We start from the raw sequence: 25,216 nt of genomic DNA, 5'->3' as shown, positions 1-25,216 counted from the left end.
CGGCACCCCTACCCTGGGCGCCATGCGGAACCGGCTCGTCGTCGCGGGTGCGCTCGCGGCCGTCGTCCTGAGCGTCGTGGTGGCCCTGGTCACGGCGCTGCCCCCTTCCCGCTCGACTCCGTGGCCCCGTACCGGCGTCGTGGGCGCCGGCCTCCTCGCGGTCGTCGTCGTGACTGCTCTGGTGGTCCGACGACGGGACCTGGCCGCTCGCCGCGCCGTCTGGTTCGCGATCCCGGCGCTCGTGCTCGGCTGGGTGTGGTGGTGGCAGCCGCTGAGCACGATCGGCTGGTTCGCGTACGCCCCGCTCTCCTCGGTCGTGGTCACGGGCTCGCCGGAGTCCGACGTCCTGCTCCCCGTTCTCGTCCTCGTGCTCTGGACGCTGGCCGTGACGGGCACGGTCACCGTCGTCGGCGACGAGTCCCCGGTCCGCGTGCTCACCGTCGTCGCGATAGGCCTGACCGCGCCCCTCTGGTTGCCGCCCGGCCCTCGGATCACGGGCTTCGGTGCGGCGCTGTCCGGCGACATCGTCACCGCGGGGGTCGCGGCCGCGCGGACGGCGTCCCTCGCACTGGTCCTCGTCGTCGGCGCGGCCGTGCTCCTGGCTCGGCGACCGGCCCCCGCCCGCGCGACGGCCTACGTCCTGCCGGCCGCGGGGCTCAGCTGGGTCTGGTGGCAGACGGGTGCGGGTGCCCGTGCCTCCGTCGCGCTGGCGGGCGGCGTGCCGGAGCCGAGCTTCTCGGACCTGCTCCCGTGGACAGTCACCCCGGTCGCCGAGACCGCCCTCGTGGTCGTGCTCTGGGTCCTGACGGTCCTCGGGACGCGCGAGCTGGTCACCCGGTACCGCCCGCCGGACGTCGTCCCCGTCAGCCCGTCCGGGCGATGACGATCAGCAGCATCGTCACCAGGAACCCGGTCACCAGGTTGAGCCAGAGGAACCGCCGCCAGCCGGCGTTGGCGCGTTCGCAGTCGTCGTCGCGCACGGACCAGAACTGCGCGGTGCTGATCGCGTACGGCACGGGCAGCACCGCGGCCAGCGTGCCCGGCCACGGGACGACCAGCAGCACGGCCGCCGCCAGCACGTAGAGCACCGTCGCCGCGACGACCGTCGGGTGCGCCCCGAGCGCGGTGGCCACCGACGCGATCCCGCCCTCGCGGTCCGCCCGCACGTCCTGCACCGCCCCGAACGCGTGCGACGCCATGCCCCACAGGACGAACGCGACGAGCACCGGCCAGACCGTGCGCGCGCCCAGGTCCGCGTCCACGAGGACCAGGGCGTACAGAAGCGGGCCGACGAAGTGCATCGCGGACGTCAGCGAGTCCAGCCCCGGCCGCTCCTTGAACCGGAGCACGGGCGCGGAGTACGCGACCACGAGGAACAGGACGAGCGCGAGCGTGAGGTTGGCGGCCAGGTCACCGACCACCAGCAGGTAGACGACGAACGGCACGGTCGCGACGACGCACGCCCACAGGATCCGGCGGTGCACCTCCCGCGCCCGGGCCGGCTCCACGAGACCGCCCTCGATCCCGCCCTTGCGGGGGTTGCGCAGGTCGGAGGCGTAGTCGAACACGTCGTTGATCCCGTACATCAGCAGGTTGTAGGGGCCGAGGAAGAACAGGGTGCCGATGACGAACGTCGCGTCGATCCGCCCGCCCGTGGCCAGCAGGTACCCGGCGGCGAACGGGTAGGCGGTGTTGATCCAGGAGAACGGCCGGGACGCCGCGAGGACCTCCCTCACGCGGGGTCCTGACGGGTCTTCCGCCTGCCGAGCGCCACCCAGAGCACCGGCATGCCGACGCCCGCGGCGATCGCGTACGCGAAGTCCTCCAGGGGAGCGCCCCCGATGTACCGGCCGAGAATCTTGTCGGGGTCGAACACGTAGAGGCCGACGTCGATCATGATCGTGTCGAAGACGGCGGTGAGCACGCACAGGTGCACGACGGTCCACACCAGCGGCATGCCGCGCATCCCGCGCAGCACCCGCCAGGAGACGGCACCGAGCACCGCGAGCACGAGGACGTTCAGCACGATGTTCGTCATGGCGCCTCACCCTCGTCGAGCACCCGGCGCCCGGCCTCGCGCTGAACGGCGCTCTGGTCGAACCAGCGCCAGGCGAGAAGGGCCGTGTAGCAGAGCAGCGCGAGGAAGAACGCCTCCTCCACCGGCAGCTCGGGGGCCAGCAGCAGGCCGGTCATGTGCGGCGAGTCGCCGCGCGCGAAGATGCCGAGCACCAGCCCGAGGCCGTCCCACAGCAGGAAGCCGACGACCCCGATCCCGACGGTCAGCGCCGCGCGGCGGGCGTCCGCCCAGAACGCGAGCCGGAACCGACGGTCCAGCAGGGCGAGCCCGCCGAGGGAGAGCAGCAGGGCGCCGAGGTACGCGAACCTCATCCGACCGACTCGCTCCAGACCCCACGGGGCCGCGCCGCGGCCAGGTAGCCCGGACGCAGCGGGGCGGGCAGCGGGTGCGACGAGGTCTCGCCCAGCATCCGCTTGACCACCAGCTCGGCGCTGATCAGGCACATCGGCAGTCCCACACCCGGGATCGTGCCACCTCCCACGTGCAGCACGTTGGGGACGCGCGAGGACACGTCGCCCGGCCGGAACATCGCGCTCTGCCGCAGGGTGTGCTCCATGCCCAGGGCACTCCCGCGCCAGGCGGAGAAGTCGCGGGCGAAGTCGGCGGGGCCGACGACGCGGCGTGTGACCACCCGGTCGCGCAGGCCGGGAACGCCCGCCCAGGAGCCGACCTGGTCGAGGAACCGGTCCGCGTGCTGCTCGAGGGTGTCCCCGCCGAGCGACGGGTCGGCAGGGAACGGGACCAGCACGAACAGGTTCTCGTGGCCCGGAGGCGCTGCGGTCGGGTCGCTCGCGGTGGTCCGCGAGACGTACATCGACGCCGCCTCGGGCACCCGCAGGCCGTCCGCCGGGGTGGCGCGGCCGGTGCCGAGGATGTCCTCGAAGTTGCCCGGCCAGTCGCGCGTGAAGAACAGCGAGTGGTGGGCCAGCTCCGGCAGCTCGCCGCGCACGCCGGCCATGATCAGCAGCGCCGAGATACCCGGCCCGCGGTCCTCCCACCAGGGCGCGGGCAGGTCGCGGTGCTCGCCCAGCAGGGCGGTCTCGGTGTGGTGCCGGTCCGCGGCGGACACCACGACGTCGGCCGGGATCACCGAACCGTCCGCGAGCCGCACCCCGCGGGCCGACCCGGACCTGCGCGGGTGCGCCAGCGAGGGGCGGGCGTCCTCGATCTCGATCGAGGCCACGTCGGCCTCGGTGCGGATCTCGACACCCTCCTTGCGGGCGATCCGCTCGAGCGCCTCGATCACCGTGTACATCCCCCCACGCGGGAAACGTACGCCGTCGACCAGGTCGAGGTGGCTCATCAGCGAGTAGAGCGCGGGGACGCGGTACGGCGACGACCCGAGGAACACCGCGTGGTACCCGAGCACCTGCCGGAGCACCGGATCGGTCACCGTCGAGGCGACCTTGTCCGCGAGCGTGCCCGTCAGCAGGCCGGCCAGCGTGCCGGACTGCCGCACGATCTCCGCGGTGAGGAGCCGGTCCGGTCGCGCGAAGGTGGTGTACAGGAACGCGTCGAGGGCGGTCCGGTACGCCTGCGTCGAGGCCTCGGTGTACCGCCGGATCGCCTCGCCGGCACCCGGCTCCCGCGCCTCGAACGTCGCCCAGTTGGCCTCCGGGTCGCCGACCACGTCGAACGGCTCCGCGGGTCCTCCGTCGAGCGGCTCCGGGAACAGGCGGTACGCCGGGTCCAGCCGCTCGAGGTCGACGTGGTCCTCGATCCGCTGGCCCAGGAGCGCGAACGCGTGCTCGAACACCTCGGGCATGAAGTACCAGGACGGTCCGGTGTCGAACCGGAACCCGTCGATCGACACGGTCCCGGTGCGGCCACCCAGCTGGTCGTGCCGTTCCAGCAGCGTCACCAGCGCGCCACCGCGGGCGAGCAGCGCGGCTGTGGTGAGGCCCGCGATGCCGCCGCCGATGACGACGACCCGCCCCGGACGAGGTCCGCTCATGCGCCGACCTCGCGACCCGAGCGCGCCTCCGCCAGCACGGACTCGCCGACGACCAGCAGCTTGACCGGCGTGGGCAGACGCACCCGCTCGGTGAGCAACGACTCGGGAGGCCGCGTCGCGATCTCGTCGAGCAGGCGCTGGTACAGAGCCAGCGTCGCGCCCACCGCGTAGCGCGCCCGTCGCGGCAGGGTCGGCACCGCAGCCCGGGCGACGGCCACGTCCGCGGAGATCTCCGCGAGGATCGCGTCCAGCTGCGCCTGGTCGAGCTGCCCCGGGGTGGTCCCCGGGAAGTAGGAGCGCCCCAGCTCCTCGGTGTCGTCGCCGAGGTCGCGCAGGAAGTTGATCTTCTGGAACGCCGCGCCCAGCGCGCGCGCTCCGGCCACCTGCGGCTCGTCGGGCTCACGCACCGGCTCGTCCGGGCGCCGGTCCTCGTTGAGGAACGCGCGCACGCACATCAGGCCCACCACCTCGGCCGACCCGTACACGTACTCCTCGAAGCTGGTGCGGTCGTGCTCGTGCACCGTGAGGTCCGCCCGCATCGAGGCGAAGAACGGCTGCGTCTCCGCGGCGGTGATCCCCACGCGCCGGGCCGTCCGCGCGAACGCGTGCACGACCAGGTTGGTGGAGTATCCCGTGCGCAGGGCACGTGCGGTCTGCTCCTCCAGCTCGTCCAGCTCCGCACCTGCGTCGTCGCCCCGGTAGGTGTCCACCACCTCGTCGGCCAGCCGGACCAGCGCGTACACCGCGCGGATGTCCTGCTGCGCTCGCCGCCCTAGCAGCCGGGTGCCCAGCCCAAACGACGTGGAGTACGCGGCCAGCACACCGGCGCTCGTGCGCGCGGCTGTGGCGTCGTACAGCCGGAGCGCCCGGTCACGGGCCGATCGCACGTCCGACATCCGCTCCCCCAGCACTCAGTGACCCCGCCCGACCAGATCGTCGACGACGCCCACAAGGTAGCCCCCCAGGGGCTGCGGCAGGCTGCCCGCCGCCAGGGATCGCGCGTGCAGGCCCGTGCGCCGGGTCAGCTCCCGCACCGCTTCCAGCGCACCGCTCGACACCATGACGTCCCGCACGGCCGCGGCACCCGACTCGTCCAGGTCGGGCCGGCCCACGTGCGTGTCGAGCACCGCGCACCCGGTGGCGTCCGTCATCGCGTACGCCCGCCGGAGCAGCTCGGTGCGCTTGCCCTCGCGCAGGTCGGACACCACCGACTTGCCCGTCACCGCGGGGTCCCCGAACACGCCGAGCTCGTCGTCGGTCAGCTGGAACGCGACCCCGAGGGCCGAGCCGACCCCGTCGAGCTGCGCGATCCGCTCGTCGTCCGCTCCGGCCAGGATCGCGCCGACGACCAACGGCAGGCTGCCCGAGTAGGCGGCGGTCTTCAGCTCCGCCACCGCGAGCGCATCGACGTCCCGCGGCGACGAGAGGGACGCGGTCACGTCGAGCAGCTCCCCGATCACCGTGGTCTCGATGCCCTCGGCCAGCAGGCCGACCACCCGGAGCAGCTCCGACCGGTCCGCCGGGGCGCTCACCACCAGCGAGAACGCCGAAGCGATCGCCAGGTCGCCCGCCAGCAGGCCCGCGGCCAGCACCTGGTCGTCCACCACGCGCCCGGCCAGTCCCCGGGCTGCCAGGCGCGCCCGGGTCGCGCCTGCGACGTTGGGCCGCCCGCGGCGCACCTCGTCGTGGTCCAGCAGGTCGTCGTGCACGAGCATCGCCGTGTGCAGCACCTCGACGGCTGCGGCGACGGGAGCGATGGCACCCGCGTCCTGGCCACCGAGCCCGAGGTAGGCCGTGACCGCCAGCCGCGGCCGCATGAGCTTGCCGCCGACGACGTCCGCCAGGTCGGCCCACAGACGCGCCGCGACGTCGGAGCGCCCGGCTGCATGCCCTACCCGACCCGCAAGGAAGTCCTCCAGGACGCCGGCGGTCACCGCCATCGCGCGTTCGACCGCGACAGCCAGGTCGGCGGCGTCCGCCGTGTGCACCGCATCCGGTCGGACGACCACCCCCGGCGCTCCCGTCTCCCTGTGCATCCGGCCCCTCCCGTCAGTGCCCTGGACCGTCCTGCAGCGCGCCAGCGGGGTAGACGCTCAGCGTACTGAGCATCCCCTCGGACGCCACTGCAGACGGCTGTCGGGTCCCCTTCTGTCCGGAGGCCCCCGACGGATGCACCCACGACGGATGTGTGTGCGTGGCACGGCGTGAACTGGTCCTTGCCGACGCGAGTACGCCGACGAATTCACGTCCGCAGCGGACGATCCCCTGCTACGGTGCGAATCGCCGACATCACTCCAGTCAGGAGACGCTATGACAATCGGACGAACGATCGCCGCAGGCACTGCCACAGCCGCCCTCGCACTCGGCGCACTCGTCGCCAGCTCGACCGCCGGCGCCGCGACACTCTGGACCTATGTCGGCCCGTTCGGTGTCGTCAACGAGGCAAACCACGCGAGGTGCGAAGCGGTCCGAAAGGCCTACATCGCCGATGGCCTCATGACCAAGGCGTGCTACACCCGCAACGGCTACTGGTACTTCTCGGTGGAGATGTGAGCTGACCGTCGCAGAGCGGACCGGGACCTGCAGGTCGAGAGACTCCACCGCGGGGTGCTGAGCCCACGACGAGGGCGCACACGGCCGCACCGCTTGCGTCGGTAGGCTTGGCACCATGACATGGCTGGTCACCGGGGGTGCCGGGTACATCGGGTCGCACGTGGTGCGGGCGTTCGGGCAGGTCGGGCTGGCGACGGTGGTCTTGGACGACCTGTCCAGCGGGCACCGGGCGTTCGTCCCCGACGGCGTGCCGCTGGTGGAAGGGTCGATCCTCGACACCGACCTGGTGGCGGACACGATCTCCCAGCACGCGGTCGTGGGCGTCGTGCACCTGGCGGGGTTCAAGTACGCCGGCGTGTCCGTCGACCGGCCGCTGCACACGTACGACCAGAACGTCACCGGCACCGCCCACCTGCTGGAGGCCATGGCCTCGCAGGGCGTCGACGCGATCGTCTTCTCGTCGTCGGCCGCCGTGTACGGCACCCCGGACGTGGACCTGGTCACCGAGACCACCCCGACCACGCCCGAGTCGCCCTACGGCGAGTCCAAGCTCATCGGCGAGTGGCTGCTGCGCGACCAGGCGCGGGCGGCAGGCCTGCGGCACACGTCGCTGCGGTACTTCAACGTCGTCGGCTCCGCCACCCCGGACCTCTACGACACCAGCCCGCACAACCTCTTCCCGCTGGTGCTCGACGCCCTGGTGGAGGGCCGCACCCCGCGGATCAACGGCACCGACTACCCGACGCCCGACGGCACCTGCGTCCGCGACTACATCCACGTCGCAGACCTGGCCGACTCGCACGTCGCCGCCGCGCAGGTCCTGGCCGCCGGCGGCACCCTGGAGCCCGTCTACAACCTGGGCTCCGGCGACGGCGTCTCGGTGCGGCAGATCATGACCGCGATGGCCGAGGGCACCGGCATCGCGTTCGAGCCCGAGACCGCCCCGCGCCGGCCGGGCGACCCGGCCCGCATCGTGGCGTCGGGCGAGCTGGCGGCCCGCGACCTCGACTGGCAGATGCGCCACACCCTGCTGGATATGGTCACCAGCGCCTGGGAAGCCCGCCAGGCCCACTGAGCGAACGTCCGCAGATCCGAGCGCCCTGGCGACCGGATCTGCGGACGTTGCGGGTTCTGGTTCCAGCGTCCGCGCATTCGAGCGCCTCAGCGAGGCGATCTGCGGGCGTCAGAGCGCCTGCAGCCTCGGCAGCTCATCGACCAGGGCCTCCAGCACGGACTCGTCGCCGGCGTAGATCCCCTCCGCGCGCGGCCAGTGGATCACCACGTCGCTGAACCCCAGCGCCGCCGCACGCTCGATGCCCTCGGTCACCACGTCCAGCGAGGTCATCGAGAAGATCGGCGCCCCGTCCAGGCTGAGGTACCGGCGCAGCGGTGGCTCGCCCGCAGGCCTGACGGAGGCCTCGATCGCGTCCACCTGCTCGAGCATCGTCGCCAGCCCCGTCCACCACTGCTCCTGCGCGGCTGTCGCCTCGGCCGGGACGTCCTCGGTCGCGTACGCGGGTCCGTAGGTGGCCCACCCCTGCCCGAACCGCGCGGCCAGCGTCATCGTCCGGGGTCCGTTGGCGGCGACGACGAACGGCGTGCGCGGCTGCGCGATCGTGCCGGGGATCATCCGCGCCTCGTCGGCCCGGTAGAACGTGCCCTGGTGCGACGTCACCGGCTGGGTCAGCAGCGAGTCGAGCAGCCCGACGAACTCCTCGAACCGCCGCGTCCGCTCGCCGCGCGTCGGCGGGTCGCCGGTGACGGAGGCGTCGAACCCCTCGCCGCCAGCGCCCACGCCGAGCAGGAACCGACCCCCGCTGACGTCGTCGAGACCCATGACGTCCTTGGCGAACGGCACCGGGTGCCGGAAGTTCGGGGACGCCACCCACGTGCCCAGCCCGATCCGCTCGGTGACGGCCGCGGCAGCGGCCAGGAGCGGCACGGTGGCGAACCACGGCTGGTCGACGAGGGAGCGCCAGGCGAGGTGGTCGTACGTCCACGCGTGGTCGAAGCCCCACTCCTCGGCCTGCTCCCACTTCCGGCGAGCCGACACCCACCGCTCCTGCGGCAGCAGCACGATCCCCACAGCAACCATGCGCCGACCCTACGGTCCCAGCCCACCGAGGCCCGCACTCGGCGTGCGGGCGCACGGCCAGGGTCAGGCGTGCGCGTGGCGCTCGCGGCCCGTGGTGGACGGCGGTTCCAGCTGGAACGTGCAGTGGTCGACGTCGAAGTGGCCGGCCAGGCAGCGTCGCAGGTCGTCGAGCACGCGGCCTGCCTCGCCCCGGGACAGGAGGTCGTCGGGCACCTCGACGTGCGCCGAGAGCACCGGCACGCCGGACGTGATGGTCCACGCGTGCAGGTCGTGCACGCCGAGCACCCCGGAGACACCGCAGATGTGCGACCGGATCGCGTCCAGGTCCACCCCGCGGGGCGTGGCCTCGAGCAGCACGGTCCCGACCTCGCGCAGCAGGCTGACCGCACGCGGCACGATCATCAGGCCGATGAGCACGGAGACGATCCCGTCGGCCCGCAGGAACCCGGTGGCCAGCACGACGACCGCCGCGACGACCACGGCCGCGGACCCGAGCAGGTCGCCGAGCACCTCGAGATAGGCGCCGCGGACGGTGAGCGACTCCTCCTGCCCCCGGCGCAACAGCGCCAGGCCGACCCCGTTGGCGGCGAGCCCGACGACCGCCACGGCGAGCATGAGCCCGGCCTCGACCTCGCCCGGGTTAAGGATCCGCGCGATCCCGCCGACGATCACCCCGACCCCGACGGCCGCGATGACCAGCCCGTTGACCAGCGCCGCGAGGATCTCCGCGCGCTGCCAGCCGAACGTGCGCGCGGCCGTGGCGGGCCGGGCCGCCAGTGCGGTCGCGCCCAGCGCGAGGCCCACACCGGCGGCGTCGGTGAGCATGTGCCCGGCGTCGGCGATCAGGGCGAACGACCCGGAGACGAGCCCGCCGACCACCTCGACCACCAGCACGACGAGCGTCAGCACCAGCACCGCCAGGAGCCGCCCCCGGTGCGCCTGTGCCGCCGTCCCGTGCCCGTGGTCGTGTCCCACTGCGTCAGTCCCAGCCGAGCTCGTGCAGGCGGTCGTCGTCGATGCCGAAGTGGTGCGCGATCTCGTGCACCACAGTGACGGCGACCTCCTCGACCACGTCCGCTCGGTCGTCGCAGACGGCCAGGGTGGGGAGCCGGAAGATGGTGATCCGGTCGGGCAGCGAGCCGGCGGCCCAGAACTCCCCGCGTTCGGTCAGCGGGGTTCCCTCGTACAGGCCCAGCAGCTCGACCTCGCCCTCGGGCGCCTCGTCCTCCACCAGCACGACGACGTTGTCCATCATGGCGGCCAGCTCGTCGGGGATCTCGTCGAGAGCGTCGCGGACCGCGTCCTCGAACTCGGCGAGCGTCATGTCGACCATGGGCACCATCCTGCCTGGTCCGCGGCACGTGACGGGGGCCACCGGCAACCGCTTTGGAGTTACGGCCGATCACCCCGTATGCTCATCACCGGTCATCCGGCGCCTCGACGTCAGGGGTTGGACAAGCCCCCATCGTCTAGCGGCCTAGGACCCCGCCCTTTCACGGCGGTAGCACGGGTTCGAATCCCGTTGGGGGTACGAGCAGGATCAGCAGTAAGGCCTTGCAGCAGTTCAAGGCCCCGTAGCGCAGTTGGTTAGCGCGCCGCCCTGTCACGGCGGAGGTCGCGGGTTCAAGTCCCGTCGGGGTCGCTCGATACGCCCGGTCAGCAGTTCTGTGATGAGCAGAGACCGGGCCGCGTCGTTTCGGCCACTTAGCTCAGTTGGTAGAGCGTTCGACTGAAAATCGAAAGGTCGGCAGTTCGACCCTGCCAGTGGCCACATCGGAAGCCCCGCCCGGATCACCCGGAGCGGGGCTTCGTCGTGAGCGCGGCAACTCTGCCACCAGGCGTTCTGCTCCTACGCTGAGGTCACCGCACGCCGTACGAGGAGGACCTCATGGCCAGCACCCCTGGCGCCGATCGCCCGCGCAGCTTCTTCGACCGCTTCTCCGAGCCCCTCGCGGACCGGGCGCGCGAGAAGTTCGCCCAGGTCGAGGACCACGTGCGCGAGAGCGTCCAGGCCGAGATCGACGCGGTCACGCGCAGCGTCCGCGCCCGCGCCATCGAGGTCCGCCCGGCTGCGCTCGGGTTCGCGGCGGCCGCCCTGGTGAGCTTCTTCGGTCTCGCGCTCCTCATCACGGCTGCGGTGCTCGGCCTGTCCCACGCGGTCGACGCCTGGCTCGCCGCGCTGATCATCGGGGTGGCGCTCCTGCTCATCGGTGCCGGGGTCGCGGCCTGGGCCCGGCGCCGGCTGCCCCCGGGGCCGGCCGTCTCGGTCGTGCGGATCCACGAGCCGGCACACCCCGCCGAGGAGCAGGTTCACCCCTGGGCGGACTGAGTCCGCGCGGTTGATCAGGGCCGTTCCTCTCGCGTGGCGGATCGCCGACCACCAGACTGGTGGTCACCGGATGTGCAGACGAGAGGCCGTGCCCCATGACCACCCAGTCGGGACCGCCGGGCGACGAGAAGTCGCTCGGCCAGTTGGTGTCCGAGATCAGCGAGCAGGCTGCGCGACTCGTGCGCGCGGAGATCGACCTCGCCAAGGCCGAGCTCACGGGACGGGCGCAGCAGCTCGGGATCGGCGCCGCACTCGTCGCCGTGGGCGGGGTGCTCGCCCTCTACCTGCTCGGCGCCGGGATCGCGCTGGCGATCATCGTCCTGGACCTCTGGGTCGACCTCTGGCTGGCCGCGCTCATCGTGTGCGTCGTGATGCTGATCGTGATCGCGGTGCTGGTGCTCATCGGCATCAACCGCATCAAGGCCGGTTCACCCCCCACCCCGGCCAAGGCGATCGAGGGCGTCCACGAGGACATCGCGACGCTGAAGGCAGGGTTCTCCGCATGAGCGACGAGTCGAAGCCCAAGGACGCGCCCAAGCCGTTCACCACCCCCCAGATGGAGGCGTTGGAGGCCGAGCTCGCGCTCACGCGCGCGCAGCTGGCGTCGAACGTCGACGAGCTCGTGGCACGGCTCGATCCCCGCGCTCAGGCGGGCCGCGCGGTGGAGTCGGGCCGTCAGCTGTGGAGCGACGCCAAGAACACCGATGCCGACCCGGCGGCGCGCAAGAAGGCCTTCGCCGTCCTCGGCGGCGCCGCGGCCGGCGTCGCGGCCCTGGTCGCGCTCATCGTCGCGGGGCGCCGCAGAGGCTGACGCACGCCGACGGCGAGGGCGCCACGGTGCGGCCCTCGCCGTCGTCGTCATGTCCGGGGCGCGCCGCCGCGGGCGCGCAACGGCCGAGGGCACGTCGAGCAGGGTCGACGACCTCGGCCGAGTGAGAGTGGGTTCAGCCGTCGGACAGGCGCTGCTGCGGGACCCCGTTGAGCAGGTCCCTCACCTCGGACTCGCGGTACCGGCGGTGGCCGCCGAGCGTGCGGATCGAGGACAGCTTCCCGGCCTTCGCCCAGCGGGTGACGGTCTTGGGATCGACCCGAAACAGTGTCGCGACCTCGGAGGGCGTGAGCAGGGCTTCGGAGTCTGCGGCGTGTGCGTTCATCTGCTGCCTCCTGGCGAGCGTGCGGCCTGCAGCGTCGACGTCGTCGATGCTCGGGCCAGTTCAGGTGCGGGTGATGCGGTCCTGCGGGTGTGAAACGTTCTCGATCTGGCAAGGGTACGGGCTGAAGCCCCCAAACCTGACATCGCCCCACTAGCATGAACGAAAGCCGCATACAGCGCGTTCCCGGACACGGTCCGATAACGAACCTTCACGCCGCTCTCATACACTTCTCATACTTCGCGACTCGTGAGCCGTGGCACCAGCCTAAACCCGACCATTCGGTCATACACGCCGGGACGCGCTGGACCGTCCACGGGGCGCTGGACGCCAGTCCGGCTCACGCCGGCCGACCCGCCTCGGCGTCGCCGGCGCAGACGTGACGCGCATCGCGCACGGCGAGTGGTCGGAATACCGAACGAGCATGTACCGTTGCCCCACGAAGAGACGATTCAGCACCCCGGGGCCGCACGTGTCAGCACGGAGCCGCCCCGCATCCACGTAAGAGGGGGTCGATGCCATGGGGCGCGGCCGTCAGAAGGCTAAGCAGACGAAGGTGGCCCGGGAGCTGAAGTACTTCAGCCCGGATACCAACTACCGAGCTCTCGAGCAGGAGCTCACGTCGCACGGCCACAACGATGTCGTCACCGACAACCGCCCTCGCGCGGCTGTGGAGACGGACACTGACGACGACAGCGACGACTACCGACGCTGGTCGGACGACGATCGCTGATTGTTCTCGCCACCTGCGCTGAGGCGTAGGCACGCACACGCACCGCACCATCCTTCGGGGTGGTGCGAGCGTGTGCGCACGCGTGCCGTCAGACCCGGTAGGCGCCGGTGAGCTGGACGGCTCCCCCGTGGACGCCCTTGGTGCCCGCGACGAACCCCGGTGCACCCGCCACGTCGGTGCTCGGGTCGGCGTGCCGCACGGTGCCCAGCTCCCACGCGGGCAGGCCCAGCTCGGTCGCGTGCGCGAGCACCCCGGCCGCCGAGTCGGCGGCGACGATCGCGACCATGCCCACCCCGAGGTTGAGCGTGCCCTCGAGGTCGGTCCACGGCACCTGGCCCAGGCGCTGCACCAGCGAGAACACCGGCGGCAGCGTCCAGCCCCCGCGGTCGATGTCCGCGACCAGACCCTGCGGCAGCACGCGCGCGACGTTCGACGCGAGTCCCCCGCCGGTCACGTGRCTGTACGCGTGCAGGCCCTCGACGCCCGCGCGCTCGGCCAGTGCCAGGCAGTCGCTCGCGTAGACGCGGGTGGGCTCCAGGAGCTCCTCACCCAGCGTGCGGCCCAGCTCGTCGACGTGGCGGTCCAGCGTCCAGCCGGCCACGGAGACCACCTTGCGGACCAGCGAGTAGCCGTTCGAGTGCAGGCCGCTCGAGCCGAGGGCCAGCAGCACGTCGCCGGCACGCACCCGCTCGGGGCCCAGCAGCCGGTCGGCCTCGACCACGCCCGTCGCGGCACCGGCCACGTCGTACTCGTCGGGACCCAGCAGGCCGGGGTGCTCGGCGGTCTCGCCGCCCACGAGCGCGGTCCCGGCCACCGAGCACGCCGCCGCGATGCCACGCACGATGCCGGCGATGCGCTCGGGCACCACCCGGCCGCACGCGATGTAGTCGGTCATGAACAGGGGCTTCGCGCCGACCACGACGATGTCGTCGACGACCATGCCCACCAGGTCGAACCCGATGGTGTCGTGGATGTCCAGGGCCTGCGCGATGGCGACCTTGGTGCCGACACCGTCGGTCGAGGTGGCCAGCAGCGGCTTGCGGTAGCTGAGCAGGGCGCTGGCGTCGTACAGGCCCGCGAAGCCGCCGACCCCCCCGAGCACCTGCGGCCCGTGCGTGGCGCGGACAGCGTCCTTCATCAGCTCGACGGCCTTGTCACCGGCCTCCGTGTCCACGCCCGCACCGGCGTACGTGACCTGCGGGCCGCTCACGGGTGGTCCAGGGCGCTCGCGCCACCGGCGCTCGGCACGATCGACAGGAGCCCGTCCTCCGGGGCACCCAGCGGCAGCTCGCTCTGCTCGAGCAGGAACTTGCCGATCCGGTCCGCCGGCGGCAGCTCGATCGGGTACTGACCGGTGAAGCACGCGGCGCACAGCTGCGACGCGGGCTGCTCGGTGGCGGCGATCATGCCCTCCGGGGAGATGTAGCCGAGCGAGTCGGCGCCGAGCGACGCGGCGATCTCGTCGACCCCCAGGCCGTTGGCGATGAGCTCGGCGCGGGACGCGAAGTCGATGCCGTAGAAGCAGGGCCACTTGACCGGCGGGGAGCTGATCCGCACGTGCACCTCGGCGGCGCCGGCCTCGCGGAGCATCCGGATGAGCGCACGCTGGGTGTTGCCGCGGACGATCGAGTCGTCGACGACCACCAGGCGCTTGCCGCGGATGACTTCCTTGAGCGGGTTGAGCTTGAGCCGGATGCCCAGCTGGCGCAGCGTCTGCGACGGCTGGATGAACGTGCGTCCGACGTACGCGTTCTTGGTGAGGCCCTGGCCGAACGTGATGCCGGACTCCGCGGCGTAGCCGACCGCGGCGGGCGTGCCGGACTCCGGGACCGGGATGACCAGGTCCGCCTCGACCGGGTGCTCGATGGCGAGGCGCCGGCCCATCGCGACGCGGGCGGCGTGCACCGACCGGCCGGCGATCGAGGTGTCCGGGCGCGCGAGGTACACGTACTCGAACACGCACCCGGCGCGGTCGACCTTCGCGAACCGGCTGCTGCGCAGGCCGTCGGCGTCGATGGCGATGAACTCACCGGGCTCGATCTCGCGGACGAACGAGGCACCGACGATGTCGAGGGCGGGCGTCTCGCTGGCCACGACCCAGCCGCGCTCCAGTCGTCCGAGCACCAGCGGACGGACACCCTGCGGGTCGCGCGCGGCGTAGAGGGTGTGCTCGTCCATGAAGACGAGGCTGAACGCGCCGCGCAGGCGCGGGAGCACCTCGAGCGCGGTGGCCTCGAGGGTGTGGTCCGGGTCCCCCGCCAGGAGCGCGGTGATCAGCGCGGTGTCGGTGGTGTTGCCGCGGGCGAGCTCGCCGCGGCGCTGGCTGCCGTAGCGCTCGGCGACGAGGTCCACCAGCTCGGCGGTGTTGGTGAGGTTGCCGTTGTGGCCGAGGGCGACGGTGCCGGCGGCCGTGGGGCCGAGCGTCGGCTGCGCGTTCTCCCAGGTGCTGCCACCGGTGGTCGAGTAGCGCGCGTGCCCGATCGCGATGTGGCCCTGCAGGGCGTTCAGCGCGGTCTCGTCGAAGACCTGGGAGACCAGGCCCATGTCCTTGTAGACGAGCAGCTGCTGGCCGTTGGAGGTGGCGATGCCCGCCGACTCCTGGCCGCGGTGCTGCAGCGCGTACAGGCCGAAGTAGGTGAGCTTGGAGACCTCCTCACCGGGGGCCCACACACCGAAGACGCCACAAGCGTCCTGGGGGCCTTTTTCGTTGGGGAGGAGGTCGTGGTTCAGACGTCCGTCTGCGCGGGGGGCCACGTTCCTATCGTCGCACACGCCTCAGGGCGCGGACGGAACGTGCCCAGCTGTCAGACGTCGGCGGAGTGCGCCCGGCGGACGCTGCGCCGGTCCGCCATGACGGCGAGTGCGCCGCCGACGAACCCGCCGAGCACCGCTCCGCCGACGGCCATGACCGTGCGCACCGCACCCTCACCATCGAGGAACGAGATGAAGCCGGACCCGTCGGCCACCCACGGTGCCGCCGGCCGGATGATCGCGACCAGGACCAGGGCGACGACGATGCCGACGAGAGCGCCGGCCGTGATGAACGCTCCGTACTTCGGGGCGTGACGGACGACCGCCGGCTCCGCGACCGCAGCGAGCTCCTGCTCCGAGGGGATCGGCACGCCGCGGGCATCGAGGGCCGCGGACTCGACGGGCTGAGCTGTCGCAGGCTCGCTGACGGCGTCCGGAGTCTCGTCGGGCTGGGGGTCGGTCGGCACCCCGTGATCCTAGGTCAGCCGGTGCTCAGCCGCGGGTCCGCGCCGCCTGCAGCGGGAGCCACTCGCGCAGGTCGGCACGTTCGCCGGACGCCCGGATCCGCCCGGCCCCCACGGCGTCGTCCCAGGTCAGCGCGCCCGTGACCAGCTCGAGCCACGTCTGCGCGTCGGTCTCCACCACGTTCGGCGGGGTCCCGCGCGTGTGCCGCGGCCCCTCCACCGCCTGCACTGCGCCGTCCGGGGGCACCCGCACCTCGACGGCGTTGCCCGGGGCCACCTCGGCCAGCTCCTCGAGCGTGAACCGGACCGCGGTGCGCCGCGCGGACGTGGGGACGGCGGCCGGGTCCGCACGCCAGACCGCGAGCGCGGCACGGCCGTCGGCGGGGTCGGTGCGGCGGCGGGGAGGCATGAGGCGATTGTGCCTCGGCTACCCTGCTGTCCATGTCCTCGACGACCTGGCGCCGGCTGCACTAGACGCAGCCCGCGGTCGTCCTGCCCCCGAGCTGCTCACGCGGCACGGGGGCTTCGTCGTCTCCGGGCACGTGCGCGGCACCGTCTCTCGAAGGAGTCCTGCCATGGCCCAGCAACGCATGCTCACCGGCGAACGCCCGACCGGACCGCTCCACCTCGGCCACCTGTTCGGCACGGTCGCCAACCGGGTGCGCCTGCAGCAGTCCGGCGTCGAGACCCTGCTGGTGCTCGCCGACTACCAGGTGATCACCGACCGGGAGGCGCCGGGCGACATCGCAGGGAACGTGCGCGAGATCGTGCTCGACTACCTGGCCGCCGGGATCGACCCCGACACCGCGACGATCTTCACGCACAGCGCGGTGCCCGCCCTCCACCAGCTGATGCTCCCGTTCCTGTCGCTCGTGAGCGCGGCGGAGCTGGAGCGGAACCCGACGGTCAAGCAGGAGCTCGCCGACTCGGGCAGGTCGCTGTCCGGCCTGCTGCTCACCTACCCGGTGCACCAGGCGGCGGACATCCTGTTCTGCCACGCGACCGTGGTCCCCGTGGGCAGGGACCAGCTGCCACACCTCGAGCTCACGCGGACGATCGCGCGCCGGTTCACCGCCCGGTACGGCCCCTGCTTCACGGAGCCGGGGGCCCTGCTCTCCGAGGCACCGACCGTGCTGGGCACCGACGGCCGCAAGATGAGCAAGAGCCGCGGGAACGCGATCGAGCTGCGGGCGAGCGCCGACGACACGGTCCGCGCGATCAGGTCGGCGAAGACCGACACCGACCGGCACATCACCTACGACCCGTCGTCGCGACCCGAGGTGGCCAACCTGCTCCTGCTCGCGTCGCTGTGCACGGGCGTCCCGCCGGAGGCGATCGCCGACGAGGTCGGGAGCCGCGGCGCCGGACACCTCAAGGCTCTCGTCGCGGACGCGCTCGTCGACCACCTGGCTCCCCTGCGGACCCGTCGGGCGCTCTTCGCAGCCGAGCCGGGGCTGGTGGCCGACATCCTCGCGCACGGGAACGCGCACGCGAACGAGCTCGCGGACGCCACGATCCGTGACGTCCGCGAGCTCATGGGGATGGTCTACGGCTGACTACTCACCACTTCGCGTTGCGGGCCAGCTCCAGGGCGATGTCCTGGAACCAGGCACCGGCGGCGGGCCCGCCGTTGCAGGTGCCGTCGGACTCACCGGGCAGCTTGACCCAGAGCAGCGCGTCGAGGCCCGAGCCGTCGTTGACCAGCGTCGGCTTCTCGCCGAGCGCCCGGCCGCGCGGGTTGCACCACTCGCCGTTGGAGCCGTTGCCGTTGCGCGAGGTGTCGATGACGAACTTCTTGCCGCCCAGCTGCTGCGAGATCTGCTGGCCGTACGTCTTGGACGCCGCGGTGGTCTGGTAGTTCGACGTGTTGAGCGCGAAGCCGACCGCGTACTCGAAGCCGACCTGGTTGAGGCGGCTCACGGCCGTGCTGACGGGCAGCCACGACGAGTGGCCGGCGTCGATGTAGACGCGGGCGCCCTTGAGGGTCAGCGACTTGGCCGCGTACTTGAGGAAGCCGACGCGGTCGCCCTGGCCGGCGCAGTCGCCCAGCTGGGCCAGCGCGTCCGGCTCGAGGATGACGTACGGGTTGCCCTGGATGCCGGACGCGACCGTGTCGATCCACGCCGCATAGGCGCTCTCGGCGACGCCGCCGCCGGAGTACGAGCCGCAGTCGCGGCCGGGGATGGCGTACACGACGAGCATCGGCGTCTTGCCGGCGGCCACCGCGCGGGCGGTGTAGTCGGCCACCTCGGCCTTGGCGTGCGCCGGGTCGGCCCAGTTGCCCACCCAGTAGGCCTGCGGCGTGAGGGCGATCTTCTCGAGCAGCGCCTTCTCGGTGCCGCTCGCCGTCTGCCAGGCGCGGTAGCCCTGGGTGGTCGGGTCGACGTAGAGGCCGCTGGTCGTCGGCGGGTGGTCACTGTCGGGGTGGGGGTCGGGGTGGGCGTCGGGGTGGGGGTCACGGTCACCGTCGGGGTGGGAGTGGGGGTGGTCGTCGGGGTCGTCGTCGGCGTCGTGCCTGTGCACAGGGTGCCGTTGACGGTGAACGTACCGGGGACCGGGTTGGAGCCGCTCCAGGAACCGTTGAAGCCGAAGCTCGTCTTCCCGCCGGTGGCCAGCGAGCCGTTGTAGGGCAGGCTCGCGACGGAGACCGCGGAGCCGCTCGTGGTCGCCGTGCCGTTCCACAGCTGCGTGATCTTCTGGCCCGCGCTGAACGTCCAGCCCACGGTCCAGGAGCTCACCGGGTCGCCCAGGTTGGTGACGGACACGTCGGCGCCGAAGCCTCCGCCCCACTGGTTGGTGACCCGGTACTCGACCTTGCAGCCGGTGGCGGCCTGTGCGGCGGTGGCGGCGGTGACGGCGGTCAGGCCGGCGACCGCGACGGCCGCGGCGGCGAGCAGCGCGGTGGCGGTTCTGCGGGTGGGCATGGATCTCCTCAGGACGAACGGCAGTGTCGGGCGGGGGCGCCTCGGTGTCGTCGTCGACGCGATCGCACCCCGGTCCCGACGAGATAACCCGACGTCCCGTCGCCGTGGCGAGCGCTCGGCCGCATCCGAAACGATTAGGTGCCGGAATGGGCTCGTCGATGCGCTTCCGCGCGCTCGCTCAGTCCCGCGGTCGGCCCGGACCGCGCAGGCCCCGCTGGTACTCCTTGGTGATCTTCTTCCACCGGTTCCGCTCCTCGGCGCGCAGCCGGACGTCCGAGCGTCGCGCCTGGTACGCGGCCTCCTTGGCCAGGCGCCGCCAGCTGTCGAGCCGGCGCTCCGCCAGCTCGCCGCTGTCCAGGGCCGCCTGGATGGCGCAGCCGGGCTCCCCGGTGTGGTGGCAGTCGGCGAACCGGCACGCCGCCGCCAGCTCCGCGACGTCCGCGAACGTGGTGTCCAGCGCGTCGGCGTCCGCGACCACGCCGACCCCGCGGATGCCGGGCGTGTCGATGAGCATCGCGCCACCCGCCAGCGGGACCAGCTCGCGGTGCGTCGTGGTGTGCCGGCCGCGGCCGTCGGACCGCCGCTCGCCCGTCTCCATGACGTCATGGCCGGCGAGCGCGTTGACCAGCGTCGACTTGCCCGCCCCGGACGGGCCGACCGCGACCAGGGTGGCGCCCGGCACCAGCAGCGCGCGCAGGGCGTCGAGCCCCTGGCCGGTGGGGACGCTGACCGTGTGCACGTCGACCGCCAGGGCCACCGCCGCCACCTCGGCGGCCATGCCGTCGGGGTCGGGGACCAGGTCGGCCTTGGTGAGCACGACGACCGGCTGCGCGCCGGAGCGCCACGCCAGCGTGAGCAGCCGTTCGATGCGGCCGAGCTGGGGGTCCGGGTCCAGGTGCTCGACCACGAGGACCACGTCGATGTTCGCGGCGAGCGCCTGCACGCGGGACGTGGCGCCCGCGGTGTCCCGGACCAGGGCGGTCGTGCGGGGCTGCAGCACGGTGCCGGTCTCCTCGACGCGCAGCCAGTCGCCGACCGTCGGGGCGAGCCGGTCGCCGTCGTCCGTGGCGAGCAGGCCGTCCCGGTCCAGCGTCACGCGGTGGGGCGCGTGGGCACCGTCCAGACCGTCCGCGGGCAGCACGAGGACCGCGCCCTTGTCGGCGCGGACCACGCGGAAGAGCTCAGCCGGCACGCCTCGACGGTAGGAGCGCTGCGGCTCCCGGATCCACGGAAATACCGCCCGAGACCAACCTCAGTGGCGTTCTCCCGGTGCAGGACGCCACTGAGGTTGTTCTCGATGTCGCGGGTTCAGCCGAACCAGTGCGGGAGGGTGGCCTCGTAGGCCTCGCGGGCCTCCGTCAGGGGCAACGTGAACAGACCCTGGACCTCGACGGCCGGACCGTGGACGTGGTCGGACTCGTCGACGGGGGTGCCGGCGCCCGGCGAGCACGACTCCGCCGTCTCGCCCAGGCGAAGGGTGGGGACGCCGCGCGCGGTGCAGAGGTCGACCAGGCGGACCTCCTCCGAGCGCGGGACCGCCACGAGCACGCGGGCGGTGGACTCGGAGAACAGGGCCTCGAAGGGCGTGACGCCGTCGCGCTCGCAGATCGGGTCGAGCGACACCTGCACGCCGACGCCGAAGCGCAGGCTCGACTCGATGAGCGCCTGGACCAGGCCGCCCTCCGACAGGTCGTGCGCGGCGTCGACCAGGTCGTCGCGGCTGGCGTGCGTGAGGACCGCGGCGAGCCGGCGCTCGGCGTCCAGGTCCACCGCGGGCGGGAGACCGCCGAGGTGGCCGTGCACGACGTCGGCCCAGGCAGAGCCGTCGAGCTCGGCGTGCGTGGTGCCCAGCAGGTAGACGGCCTGGCCGGGGGCGGTCCAGCCCGACGGGGTGGCGTCGGCGACGTCGTCGAGCACGCCGACCACGCCGACCACCGGGGTCGGGTGGATGGCCGAGTCGATCAGGCCGGGCTCGCCGGTGCCGTTGTAGAGCGACACGTTGCCGCCGGTGACCGGGACCTCGAGCACCTGGCACGCGTCGGCCAGGCCGCGGATGGCCTCCACCAGCTGCCACATGGAGTCGGGGTGCTCGGGGCTGCCGAAGTTGAGGCAGTCGGTCACGGCCAGCGGGCGGGCGCCCGTCGTCGCCACGTTGCGGTACGCCTCCGCGAGGGCCAGCTGGGCGCCCGTGTACGGGTCGAGCTTGGCGTACCGGCCGTTGGCGTCGGTGGCCAGCGCGACCCCGAGGCCGGTCGACTCGTCGACGCGGATGACGCCCGAGTCGTCGGGCTGCGCGAGCGCGGTGTTGCCCTGCACGAAGCGGTCGTACTGGTTGGTCACCCACGCCTTGGACGCCAGGTTGGGGCTGCCCAGCAGCCGGAGCGCGGTCGCGCGGATCTCGGCGTTCGTGGCCGGCCGCGCGAGGGCCGTCGTCGTGTCGGCGTTCAGCGCGTCCTGCCAGGCCGGCCGCGCGTACGGCCGGTCGTACACCGGGCCGTCGTGCGCGACCGAGCGCGGCTCGACGTCGACGATGCGCTCGCCGTGGTGGTCGATGGTGAGCCGGCCCGTGCCGGTCACCTCGCCGATCACGGCCGTCTCGACGTCCCACTTGCCGGTGATGGCGAGGAACTCGTCGAGCTGGTCGGGCCGGACCACGGCCATCATCCGCTCCTGCGACTCCGACATGAGAATCTCGCCGGCGGTCAGCGTGGGGTCGCGGAGCAGCACGTTCTCGAGGTCGACGTGCATGCCGCCGTCGCCGTTGGACGCCAGCTCGCTGGTCGCGCAGGAGATGCCCGCGGCACCCAGGTCCTGGATGCCCTCGACCACGCGCGCTGCGTAGAGCTCGAGGCAGCACTCGATGAGCACCTTCTCCATGAACGGGTCGCCCACCTGCACCGACGGGCGCTTGGAGGGCTTGGTGTCGTCGAACGTCTCGCTGGCCAGGATCGACGCGCCACCGATGCCGTCGCCACCCGTGCGAGCGCCGAACAGGACGATCTTGTTGCCCGTCCCGGACGCGTTGGCCAGGTGGATGTCCTCGTGCCGCAGGACGCCCAGGCACAGGGCGTTGACCAGCGGGTTGCCCTGGTAGGAGGCGTCGAACACCAGCTCGCCGCCGATGTTGGGCAGGCCGAGGGAGTTGCCGTAGCCGCCGACGCCGGCCACGACGCCGTGCACCACGCGGGCGGTGTCGGGGTGGTCGACGGCGCCGAAGCGGAGCTGGTCCATGACGGCGACCGGGCGCGCGCCCATCGAGATGATGTCGCGCACGATGCCGCCGACACCCGTGGCCGCGCCCTGGTACGGCTCGACGTAGGACGGGTGGTTGTGCGACTCGACCTTGAACGTGACCGCCCAGCCGTCGCCGATGTCCACGACGCCCGCGTTCTCGCCGATGCCGACGAGCAGGTGCTCCTTCATGGCCGGCGTGGTCTTGTCGCCGAACTGGCGCAGGTGGTTCTTGCTCGACTTGTACGAGCAGTGCTCCGACCACATGACCGAGTACATGGCCAGCTCGGCGGCCGTGGGGCGCCGTCCGAGGATGTCCCGGATCCGCTGGTACTCGTCCGGCTTCAGGCCCAGCTCGGCGAACGGCTGCTCCTGGTCGGGGGTCGCGGCGGCGACGTCGACGGTGTCGGTCTGGGGGGCGCGCGCAGGTGCGGTGGTCATCGATTCCCTCGGTGGAGACCCGTGGCTCGGCGCCGGCTCGTGGTGCCGCGCGGCCGACGTCGGCAGACGCGCACAGGATACCGGCGCGCGTCGACGGTCGGACCCGGCGTCCGTGAGCGCAGCCGTCCGGGCGATCCGTCCGAGTTGCACTACTCGTCCGATCGTGTGACGGTCATCACATGAAAGCGCTTCCTACGGACTCGGGGACGACGGCGCCCGTGACGATCTACGACGTCGCGGCGCGCGCCGGCGTCGGGATCGCGACCGTCTCCCGTGCCCTGCGGGGGTCGGCGCCCGTGGCCGAGGCGACCCGGGCGAAGGTGCTCGCCGCCGTGGAGGAGCTCGGCTTCCGCCCCAGCCACGCCGGCACCTCGTTGGCGGCCCGCACGCACGCCGCCAACGGCATCGTCTTCCCGGACCTGTCCGGCCCGTACTACGCCGAGGTGCTGCTCGGGTACGAGGAGACCGCCTCGCGGCTCGGCCGCAGCGTCCTCGTCCTGGCCACCCACGGCCGGGACGACCCCGCGTCGTCCGTGCGCGACCTCGCCCTGCGCGTCGACGGGCTCGTCCTGCTCGGCCGCACGGTCGAGGACCACGTCATCGAGCAGCTCAGCGCGTCCGGGCTCCCCGTCGTGGTCGTCGCCCGGCCCGAGGTGGGCGCGGTCGACTCCATCCGGGCAGAGGGGCTCGACGCCGCACGCGAGCTCGGTGAGCACCTCGCCGGGCACGGCTTCCGCCGGGTTGCGTTCCTCGGGTCCCCGGAGGAGTCGCCGGACGTGGCCGAACGGTGGCGCGGAGTCCGGAAGGGCCTCGGTCTGCACGGAATCGAGCCCACTCTCACGCCGTGCCTGTTCGACGAGGCCTCGGGCGCACGCACAGCGGCAGGGCTGCTCGCGGGCACGGAGCGTCCCGACGCCCTGGTCTGCGCCAACGACGAGATCGCGCTCGGAGCGATCATCGCGGCGGAGGCGGTCGGCCTGCGGGTCGGCGTCGACGTCGCCATCACCGGCTGGGACGACGTCATGGCCGCGCGCCACGCCCGCCCCGCCCTCACCACCGTCCGCCAACCGATGCGCACTCTCGGGGCACTCGCCGCCGAGGTGCTGGACCAGCGCATCACAGGACAACGCACGACGCCACGGCACGAGTCGCTCGCCACCGACCTGGTGGTCCGCGACAGCTGCGGCACGCACCCCTGACAGACCCCACGAGGGGCTGTCCAGGTTCGAGGAGGAACCATCATGAGGAGATCCACGCGCGTCAGCGTCGCCGCGCTGGCCGTCACGGCGTTCGCCCTGACCGCCTGCGGCCGGAGCGACACACCAGCGGACGACGCCACCGCCGAGGCGGTCGCCACCGGGGACGTCAGCGGCACGGTCACCGTCTGGGCGATGGGCACGGAGGGCGAGGCCCTCGGCGACTTCGCCAAGGCGTTCACCGAGGAGAACCCCGACGTCACGATCGACGTCACGGCCATCCCCTGGGACGCGGCCCACGACAAGATCGCGACGGCCATCGCGGCCGACGAGGTCCCGGACGTGTCGATGATCGGCACCACGTGGATGGGTGAGTTCGCCACCAGCGGCGGGCTGGACCCGACACCGCCCGACCTCATCGACGAGTCCGCGTTCTTCCCCGGCGCCTGGGGCTCCACCGAGGTGGGCGGCACGTCCTACGCAGTGCCCTGGTACGTCGAGACCCGCGTGCTCTTCGTCGACACCGCGCTGGCGGAGAAGGCCGGCGTCTCGCCGACCCCGGCGACGTGGGACGACCTGATGGCGACGTCCAAGGGCATGCAGTCGGCGGGCGCCCAGTGGGGCATCACCCTGCAGGCCGGTCAGACGGGCGCGTGGCAGACGTTCCTGCCGTTCGCCTGGCAGGCGGGCGCGGAGATCATGAACGAGGAGCAGACCGAGTTCACGTTCGACAGCCCCGAGTTCGTCAAGGCGCTCACCTACTACCAGTCGTTCTTCACCGACGGGGTCGCCCCCAAGGAGCTCCCTGAGGGCACGCTCGAACCCGACTTCGTCGCCGGCAAGATCGGCGCGTTCCAGTCCGGCCCATGGCACATCGGGATCCTCAACGACACGGGCGGCGAGGGCTTCGTCGACAGTGTGACGCTCGCGCCGCTGCCTGCCGACGAGAAGCAGGCGTCGTTCATCGGCGGCAGCAACCTCGCAGTGTTCAAGAGCTCGGAGAACCGCGACGCCGCCTGGAAGTTCGTCCAGTGGCTCAGCCAGCCCGAGATCCAGGCGCAGTGGTACGCGACGACGAGCGACCTGCCCTCCGTGCAGTCCGCGTGGGACGAGGGCGACCTCGCCGACGACGCCGCGCTCGCCGTGTTCGGCGAGCAGATGACGACCGCCCAGGCGCCCCCGTCGATCCCGACGTGGGAGCAGGTCGCGAACGTCATCGACACCGAGCTGGAGAAGGTCTGCAAGACCGGCATGGACCCGCAGGAGGCCGCCACGGCCATCCAGCAGCAGGCCGAGTCGATCGGCACGGGGCTCTGA

27 protein-coding genes, 3 tRNA genes and 1 pseudogene are annotated in these 25,216 nt (G+C 72.5%); 13 read left to right on the top strand and 18 right to left on the bottom strand.

Annotated features, from left to right (window positions below):
- Positions 1-22 precede the first annotated feature (22 nt).
- Positions 23-883 carry a hypothetical protein gene (locus AC1DXT_RS09495; RefSeq protein WP_477061107.1) on the top strand — a complete coding sequence of 287 codons (861 nt, stop codon included), beginning with the start codon at positions 23-25 and terminating at the stop codon, positions 881-883.
- Here AC1DXT_RS09495 and AC1DXT_RS09490 read toward each other — a convergent pair.
- Genes AC1DXT_RS09490 through AC1DXT_RS09465 form a run of 6 tightly spaced genes read right to left on the bottom strand, consistent with a single transcriptional unit; the run spans position 864 to position 6,067 of the window.
- The gene (locus AC1DXT_RS09490) at positions 864-1,736 is read right to left on the bottom strand and encodes a prenyltransferase (RefSeq protein ID WP_477061106.1); all 873 of its coding nucleotides are present in this window, start codon (positions 1,734-1,736) and stop codon (positions 864-866) included. The two genes, AC1DXT_RS09495 and AC1DXT_RS09490, sit on opposite strands and share 20 nt — an antisense overlap.
- Positions 1,733-2,038, bottom strand: coding sequence for a lycopene cyclase domain-containing protein (locus AC1DXT_RS09485; protein WP_477061105.1), 306 nt, complete (start codon positions 2,036-2,038; stop codon positions 1,733-1,735). Before AC1DXT_RS09485 ends, AC1DXT_RS09490 begins: the two co-directional genes overlap by 4 nt.
- The gene (locus tag AC1DXT_RS09480) at positions 2,035-2,388 is read right to left on the bottom strand and encodes a lycopene cyclase domain-containing protein (RefSeq protein ID WP_477061104.1); all 354 of its coding nucleotides are present in this window, start codon (positions 2,386-2,388) and stop codon (positions 2,035-2,037) included. Before AC1DXT_RS09480 ends, AC1DXT_RS09485 begins: the two co-directional genes overlap by 4 nt.
- Positions 2,385-4,031, bottom strand: a complete 1,647-nt coding sequence (crtI, locus tag AC1DXT_RS09475) for a phytoene desaturase family protein (protein ID WP_477061103.1) — start codon at positions 4,029-4,031, stop codon at positions 2,385-2,387. The genes AC1DXT_RS09480 and crtI overlap by 4 nt, the downstream gene beginning before the upstream one ends.
- On the bottom strand, positions 4,028-4,927 hold the full coding sequence (locus tag AC1DXT_RS09470) for a phytoene/squalene synthase family protein (protein ID WP_477061102.1): 900 nt from the start codon (positions 4,925-4,927) through the stop codon (positions 4,028-4,030). Before AC1DXT_RS09470 ends, crtI begins: the two co-directional genes overlap by 4 nt.
- 15 nt (positions 4,928-4,942) lie before the next feature.
- On the bottom strand, positions 4,943-6,067 hold the full coding sequence (locus AC1DXT_RS09465) for a polyprenyl synthetase family protein (protein ID WP_477061101.1): 1,125 nt from the start codon (positions 6,065-6,067) through the stop codon (positions 4,943-4,945).
- Positions 6,068-6,341: 274 nt separating this feature from the next.
- On the opposite strand from AC1DXT_RS09465, the gene AC1DXT_RS09460 reads away from it, so the two are divergent.
- Both AC1DXT_RS09460 and galE read left to right on the top strand, forming a co-directional pair.
- Positions 6,342-6,584 (top strand): hypothetical protein, encoded by a 243-nt coding sequence (locus AC1DXT_RS09460; protein WP_477061100.1) that lies wholly within the window; start codon positions 6,342-6,344, stop codon positions 6,582-6,584.
- A gap of 115 nt (positions 6,585-6,699) precedes the next feature.
- Complete coding sequence (galE, locus tag AC1DXT_RS09455) at positions 6,700-7,659, top strand: UDP-glucose 4-epimerase GalE (protein WP_477061099.1); 960 nt, start codon at positions 6,700-6,702, stop codon at positions 7,657-7,659.
- A 108-nt stretch (positions 7,660-7,767) separates the two neighbouring features.
- On the opposite strand, the gene AC1DXT_RS09450 is transcribed toward galE, so the two are convergent.
- The 3 genes from AC1DXT_RS09450 to AC1DXT_RS09440 form a co-directional block, all read right to left on the bottom strand.
- Positions 7,768-8,679, bottom strand: a complete 912-nt coding sequence (locus tag AC1DXT_RS09450; RefSeq protein WP_477061098.1) for an LLM class flavin-dependent oxidoreductase — start codon at positions 8,677-8,679, stop codon at positions 7,768-7,770.
- 63 nt (positions 8,680-8,742) lie between these two features.
- Positions 8,743-9,654 (bottom strand): cation diffusion facilitator family transporter, encoded by a 912-nt coding sequence (locus AC1DXT_RS09445; RefSeq protein ID WP_477061097.1) that lies wholly within the window; start codon positions 9,652-9,654, stop codon positions 8,743-8,745.
- A 4-nt stretch (positions 9,655-9,658) separates the two neighbouring features.
- Complete coding sequence (locus AC1DXT_RS09440) at positions 9,659-10,012, bottom strand: metallopeptidase family protein (protein ID WP_477061096.1); 354 nt, start codon at positions 10,010-10,012, stop codon at positions 9,659-9,661.
- 125 nt (positions 10,013-10,137) lie between these two features.
- Between AC1DXT_RS09440 and AC1DXT_RS09435 the strand changes: the two genes are divergently transcribed.
- From AC1DXT_RS09435 to AC1DXT_RS09410, 6 genes are all read left to right on the top strand, one after another.
- Positions 10,138-10,210, top strand: a tRNA-Glu gene (locus AC1DXT_RS09435).
- A 37-nt stretch (positions 10,211-10,247) separates the two neighbouring features.
- Positions 10,248-10,321, top strand: a tRNA-Asp gene (locus AC1DXT_RS09430).
- A gap of 56 nt (positions 10,322-10,377) precedes the next feature.
- Positions 10,378-10,450, top strand: a tRNA-Phe gene (locus AC1DXT_RS09425).
- 117 nt (positions 10,451-10,567) lie between these two features.
- Entirely contained in the window at positions 10,568-11,008 is a 441-nt protein-coding gene (locus tag AC1DXT_RS09420) for a phage holin family protein (protein ID WP_477061095.1), read from the top strand.
- A gap of 95 nt (positions 11,009-11,103) precedes the next feature.
- Positions 11,104-11,514 carry a phage holin family protein gene (locus tag AC1DXT_RS09415; RefSeq protein ID WP_477061094.1) on the top strand — a complete coding sequence of 137 codons (411 nt, stop codon included), beginning with the start codon at positions 11,104-11,106 and terminating at the stop codon, positions 11,512-11,514.
- Positions 11,511-11,819: a DUF3618 domain-containing protein gene (locus tag AC1DXT_RS09410; RefSeq protein WP_477061093.1), complete on the top strand. Its 309-nt coding sequence runs from the start codon at positions 11,511-11,513 to the stop codon at positions 11,817-11,819. The genes AC1DXT_RS09415 and AC1DXT_RS09410 overlap by 4 nt, the downstream gene beginning before the upstream one ends.
- Before the next feature lie 133 nt (positions 11,820-11,952).
- Here AC1DXT_RS09410 and AC1DXT_RS09405 read toward each other — a convergent pair whose 3' ends face one another.
- Complete coding sequence (locus AC1DXT_RS09405) at positions 11,953-12,162, bottom strand: BldC family transcriptional regulator (RefSeq protein WP_056088172.1); 210 nt, start codon at positions 12,160-12,162, stop codon at positions 11,953-11,955.
- 517 nt (positions 12,163-12,679) lie between these two features.
- Here AC1DXT_RS09405 and AC1DXT_RS09400 point away from each other — a divergent pair.
- Complete coding sequence (locus tag AC1DXT_RS09400) at positions 12,680-12,892, top strand: DUF3073 domain-containing protein (protein WP_056088169.1); 213 nt, start codon at positions 12,680-12,682, stop codon at positions 12,890-12,892.
- An 88-nt stretch (positions 12,893-12,980) separates the two neighbouring features.
- On the opposite strand, the gene purM is transcribed toward AC1DXT_RS09400, so the two are convergent.
- From purM to AC1DXT_RS09380, 4 genes are read right to left on the bottom strand one after another with little or no spacing between them, the layout of a single operon-like run.
- The gene (purM, locus tag AC1DXT_RS09395) at positions 12,981-14,102 is read right to left on the bottom strand and encodes a phosphoribosylformylglycinamidine cyclo-ligase (RefSeq protein WP_477061092.1); all 1,122 of its coding nucleotides are present in this window, start codon (positions 14,100-14,102) and stop codon (positions 12,981-12,983) included.
- Positions 14,099-15,646, bottom strand: coding sequence for an amidophosphoribosyltransferase (gene purF / locus AC1DXT_RS09390; protein ID WP_056088161.1), 1,548 nt, complete (start codon positions 15,644-15,646; stop codon positions 14,099-14,101). Before purF ends, purM begins: the two co-directional genes overlap by 4 nt.
- Before the next feature lie 50 nt (positions 15,647-15,696).
- Positions 15,697-16,110 (bottom strand): histidine kinase, encoded by a 414-nt coding sequence (locus tag AC1DXT_RS09385; RefSeq protein ID WP_477061091.1) that lies wholly within the window; start codon positions 16,108-16,110, stop codon positions 15,697-15,699.
- A gap of 25 nt (positions 16,111-16,135) precedes the next feature.
- On the bottom strand, positions 16,136-16,516 hold the full coding sequence (locus AC1DXT_RS09380) for a sterol carrier family protein (protein WP_477061090.1): 381 nt from the start codon (positions 16,514-16,516) through the stop codon (positions 16,136-16,138).
- A gap of 166 nt (positions 16,517-16,682) precedes the next feature.
- Between AC1DXT_RS09380 and trpS the strand changes: the two genes are divergently transcribed.
- Positions 16,683-17,663 (top strand): tryptophan--tRNA ligase, encoded by a 981-nt coding sequence (gene trpS / locus AC1DXT_RS09375; RefSeq protein ID WP_477061089.1) that lies wholly within the window; start codon positions 16,683-16,685, stop codon positions 17,661-17,663.
- A 4-nt stretch (positions 17,664-17,667) separates the two neighbouring features.
- Here the strand turns inward: trpS and AC1DXT_RS09370 are convergent, their stop codons facing one another.
- From AC1DXT_RS09370 to purL, 4 genes and pseudogenes are all read right to left on the bottom strand, one after another.
- A complete protein-coding gene (locus tag AC1DXT_RS09370) occupies positions 17,668-18,630 on the bottom strand; it encodes a glycoside hydrolase family 6 protein (protein WP_477061088.1) in 963 nt (320 codons plus the stop codon).
- Positions 18,631-18,686: 56 nt separating this feature from the next.
- Positions 18,687-19,031 (bottom strand): annotated as a pseudogene (locus AC1DXT_RS09365) (cellulose binding domain-containing protein); the annotation flags it as partial.
- Positions 19,032-19,209: 178 nt separating this feature from the next.
- Positions 19,210-20,223, bottom strand: a complete 1,014-nt coding sequence (rsgA, locus tag AC1DXT_RS09360; protein WP_477061087.1) for a ribosome small subunit-dependent GTPase A — start codon at positions 20,221-20,223, stop codon at positions 19,210-19,212.
- A 116-nt stretch (positions 20,224-20,339) separates the two neighbouring features.
- A complete protein-coding gene (gene purL / locus AC1DXT_RS09355; RefSeq protein ID WP_477061086.1) occupies positions 20,340-22,703 on the bottom strand; it encodes a phosphoribosylformylglycinamidine synthase subunit PurL in 2,364 nt (787 codons plus the stop codon).
- Between the two features lie 179 nt (positions 22,704-22,882).
- On the opposite strand from purL, the gene AC1DXT_RS09350 reads away from it, so the two are divergent.
- Positions 22,883-23,902: a LacI family DNA-binding transcriptional regulator gene (locus AC1DXT_RS09350; RefSeq protein ID WP_477061085.1), complete on the top strand. Its 1,020-nt coding sequence runs from the start codon at positions 22,883-22,885 to the stop codon at positions 23,900-23,902.
- Positions 23,903-23,944: 42 nt separating this feature from the next.
- Positions 23,945-25,216 (top strand): sugar ABC transporter substrate-binding protein, encoded by a 1,272-nt coding sequence (locus AC1DXT_RS09345; RefSeq protein ID WP_477061084.1) that lies wholly within the window; start codon positions 23,945-23,947, stop codon positions 25,214-25,216.

This window comes from Cellulomonas sp. P1_G12_2 (assembly GCF_056405535.1).
The sequence above is the reverse complement of the archived record's forward strand: the minus strand, read 5'-3'. Positions and strand labels throughout refer to the sequence as shown.

Excerpts from the sequence above, each read along its gene's own strand:
- AC1DXT_RS09495 (WP_477061107.1), top strand. The coding sequence starts at position 23 with ATGCGGAACCGGCTCGTCGTCGCGGGTGCGCTCGCGGCCGTCGTCCTG.
- AC1DXT_RS09485 (WP_477061105.1), bottom strand. The coding sequence starts at position 2,038 with ATGACGAACATCGTGCTGAACGTCCTCGTGCTCGCGGTGCTCGGTGCC.
- AC1DXT_RS09480 (WP_477061104.1), bottom strand. The coding sequence starts at position 2,388 with ATGAGGTTCGCGTACCTCGGCGCCCTGCTGCTCTCCCTCGGCGGGCTC.
- crtI (WP_477061103.1), bottom strand. The coding sequence starts at position 4,031 with ATGAGCGGACCTCGTCCGGGGCGGGTCGTCGTCATCGGCGGCGGCATC.
- AC1DXT_RS09470 (WP_477061102.1), bottom strand. The coding sequence starts at position 4,927 with ATGTCGGACGTGCGATCGGCCCGTGACCGGGCGCTCCGGCTGTACGAC.
- AC1DXT_RS09465 (WP_477061101.1), bottom strand. The coding sequence starts at position 6,067 with ATGCACAGGGAGACGGGAGCGCCGGGGGTGGTCGTCCGACCGGATGCG.
- AC1DXT_RS09460 (WP_477061100.1), top strand. The coding sequence starts at position 6,342 with ATGACAATCGGACGAACGATCGCCGCAGGCACTGCCACAGCCGCCCTC.
- galE (WP_477061099.1), top strand. The coding sequence starts at position 6,700 with ATGACATGGCTGGTCACCGGGGGTGCCGGGTACATCGGGTCGCACGTG.
- AC1DXT_RS09450 (WP_477061098.1), bottom strand. The coding sequence starts at position 8,679 with ATGGTTGCTGTGGGGATCGTGCTGCTGCCGCAGGAGCGGTGGGTGTCG.
- AC1DXT_RS09440 (WP_477061096.1), bottom strand. The coding sequence starts at position 10,012 with ATGGTCGACATGACGCTCGCCGAGTTCGAGGACGCGGTCCGCGACGCT.
- AC1DXT_RS09420 (WP_477061095.1), top strand. The coding sequence starts at position 10,568 with ATGGCCAGCACCCCTGGCGCCGATCGCCCGCGCAGCTTCTTCGACCGC.
- AC1DXT_RS09415 (WP_477061094.1), top strand. The coding sequence starts at position 11,104 with ATGACCACCCAGTCGGGACCGCCGGGCGACGAGAAGTCGCTCGGCCAG.
- AC1DXT_RS09410 (WP_477061093.1), top strand. The coding sequence starts at position 11,511 with ATGAGCGACGAGTCGAAGCCCAAGGACGCGCCCAAGCCGTTCACCACC.
- AC1DXT_RS09405 (WP_056088172.1), bottom strand. The coding sequence starts at position 12,162 with ATGAACGCACACGCCGCAGACTCCGAAGCCCTGCTCACGCCCTCCGAG.
- AC1DXT_RS09400 (WP_056088169.1), top strand. The coding sequence starts at position 12,680 with ATGGGGCGCGGCCGTCAGAAGGCTAAGCAGACGAAGGTGGCCCGGGAG.
- AC1DXT_RS09380 (WP_477061090.1), bottom strand. The coding sequence starts at position 16,516 with ATGCCTCCCCGCCGCCGCACCGACCCCGCCGACGGCCGTGCCGCGCTC.
- trpS (WP_477061089.1), top strand. The coding sequence starts at position 16,683 with ATGGCCCAGCAACGCATGCTCACCGGCGAACGCCCGACCGGACCGCTC.
- purL (WP_477061086.1), bottom strand. The coding sequence starts at position 22,703 with ATGACCACCGCACCTGCGCGCGCCCCCCAGACCGACACCGTCGACGTC.
- AC1DXT_RS09350 (WP_477061085.1), top strand. The coding sequence starts at position 22,883 with ATGAAAGCGCTTCCTACGGACTCGGGGACGACGGCGCCCGTGACGATC.
- AC1DXT_RS09345 (WP_477061084.1), top strand. The coding sequence starts at position 23,945 with ATGAGGAGATCCACGCGCGTCAGCGTCGCCGCGCTGGCCGTCACGGCG.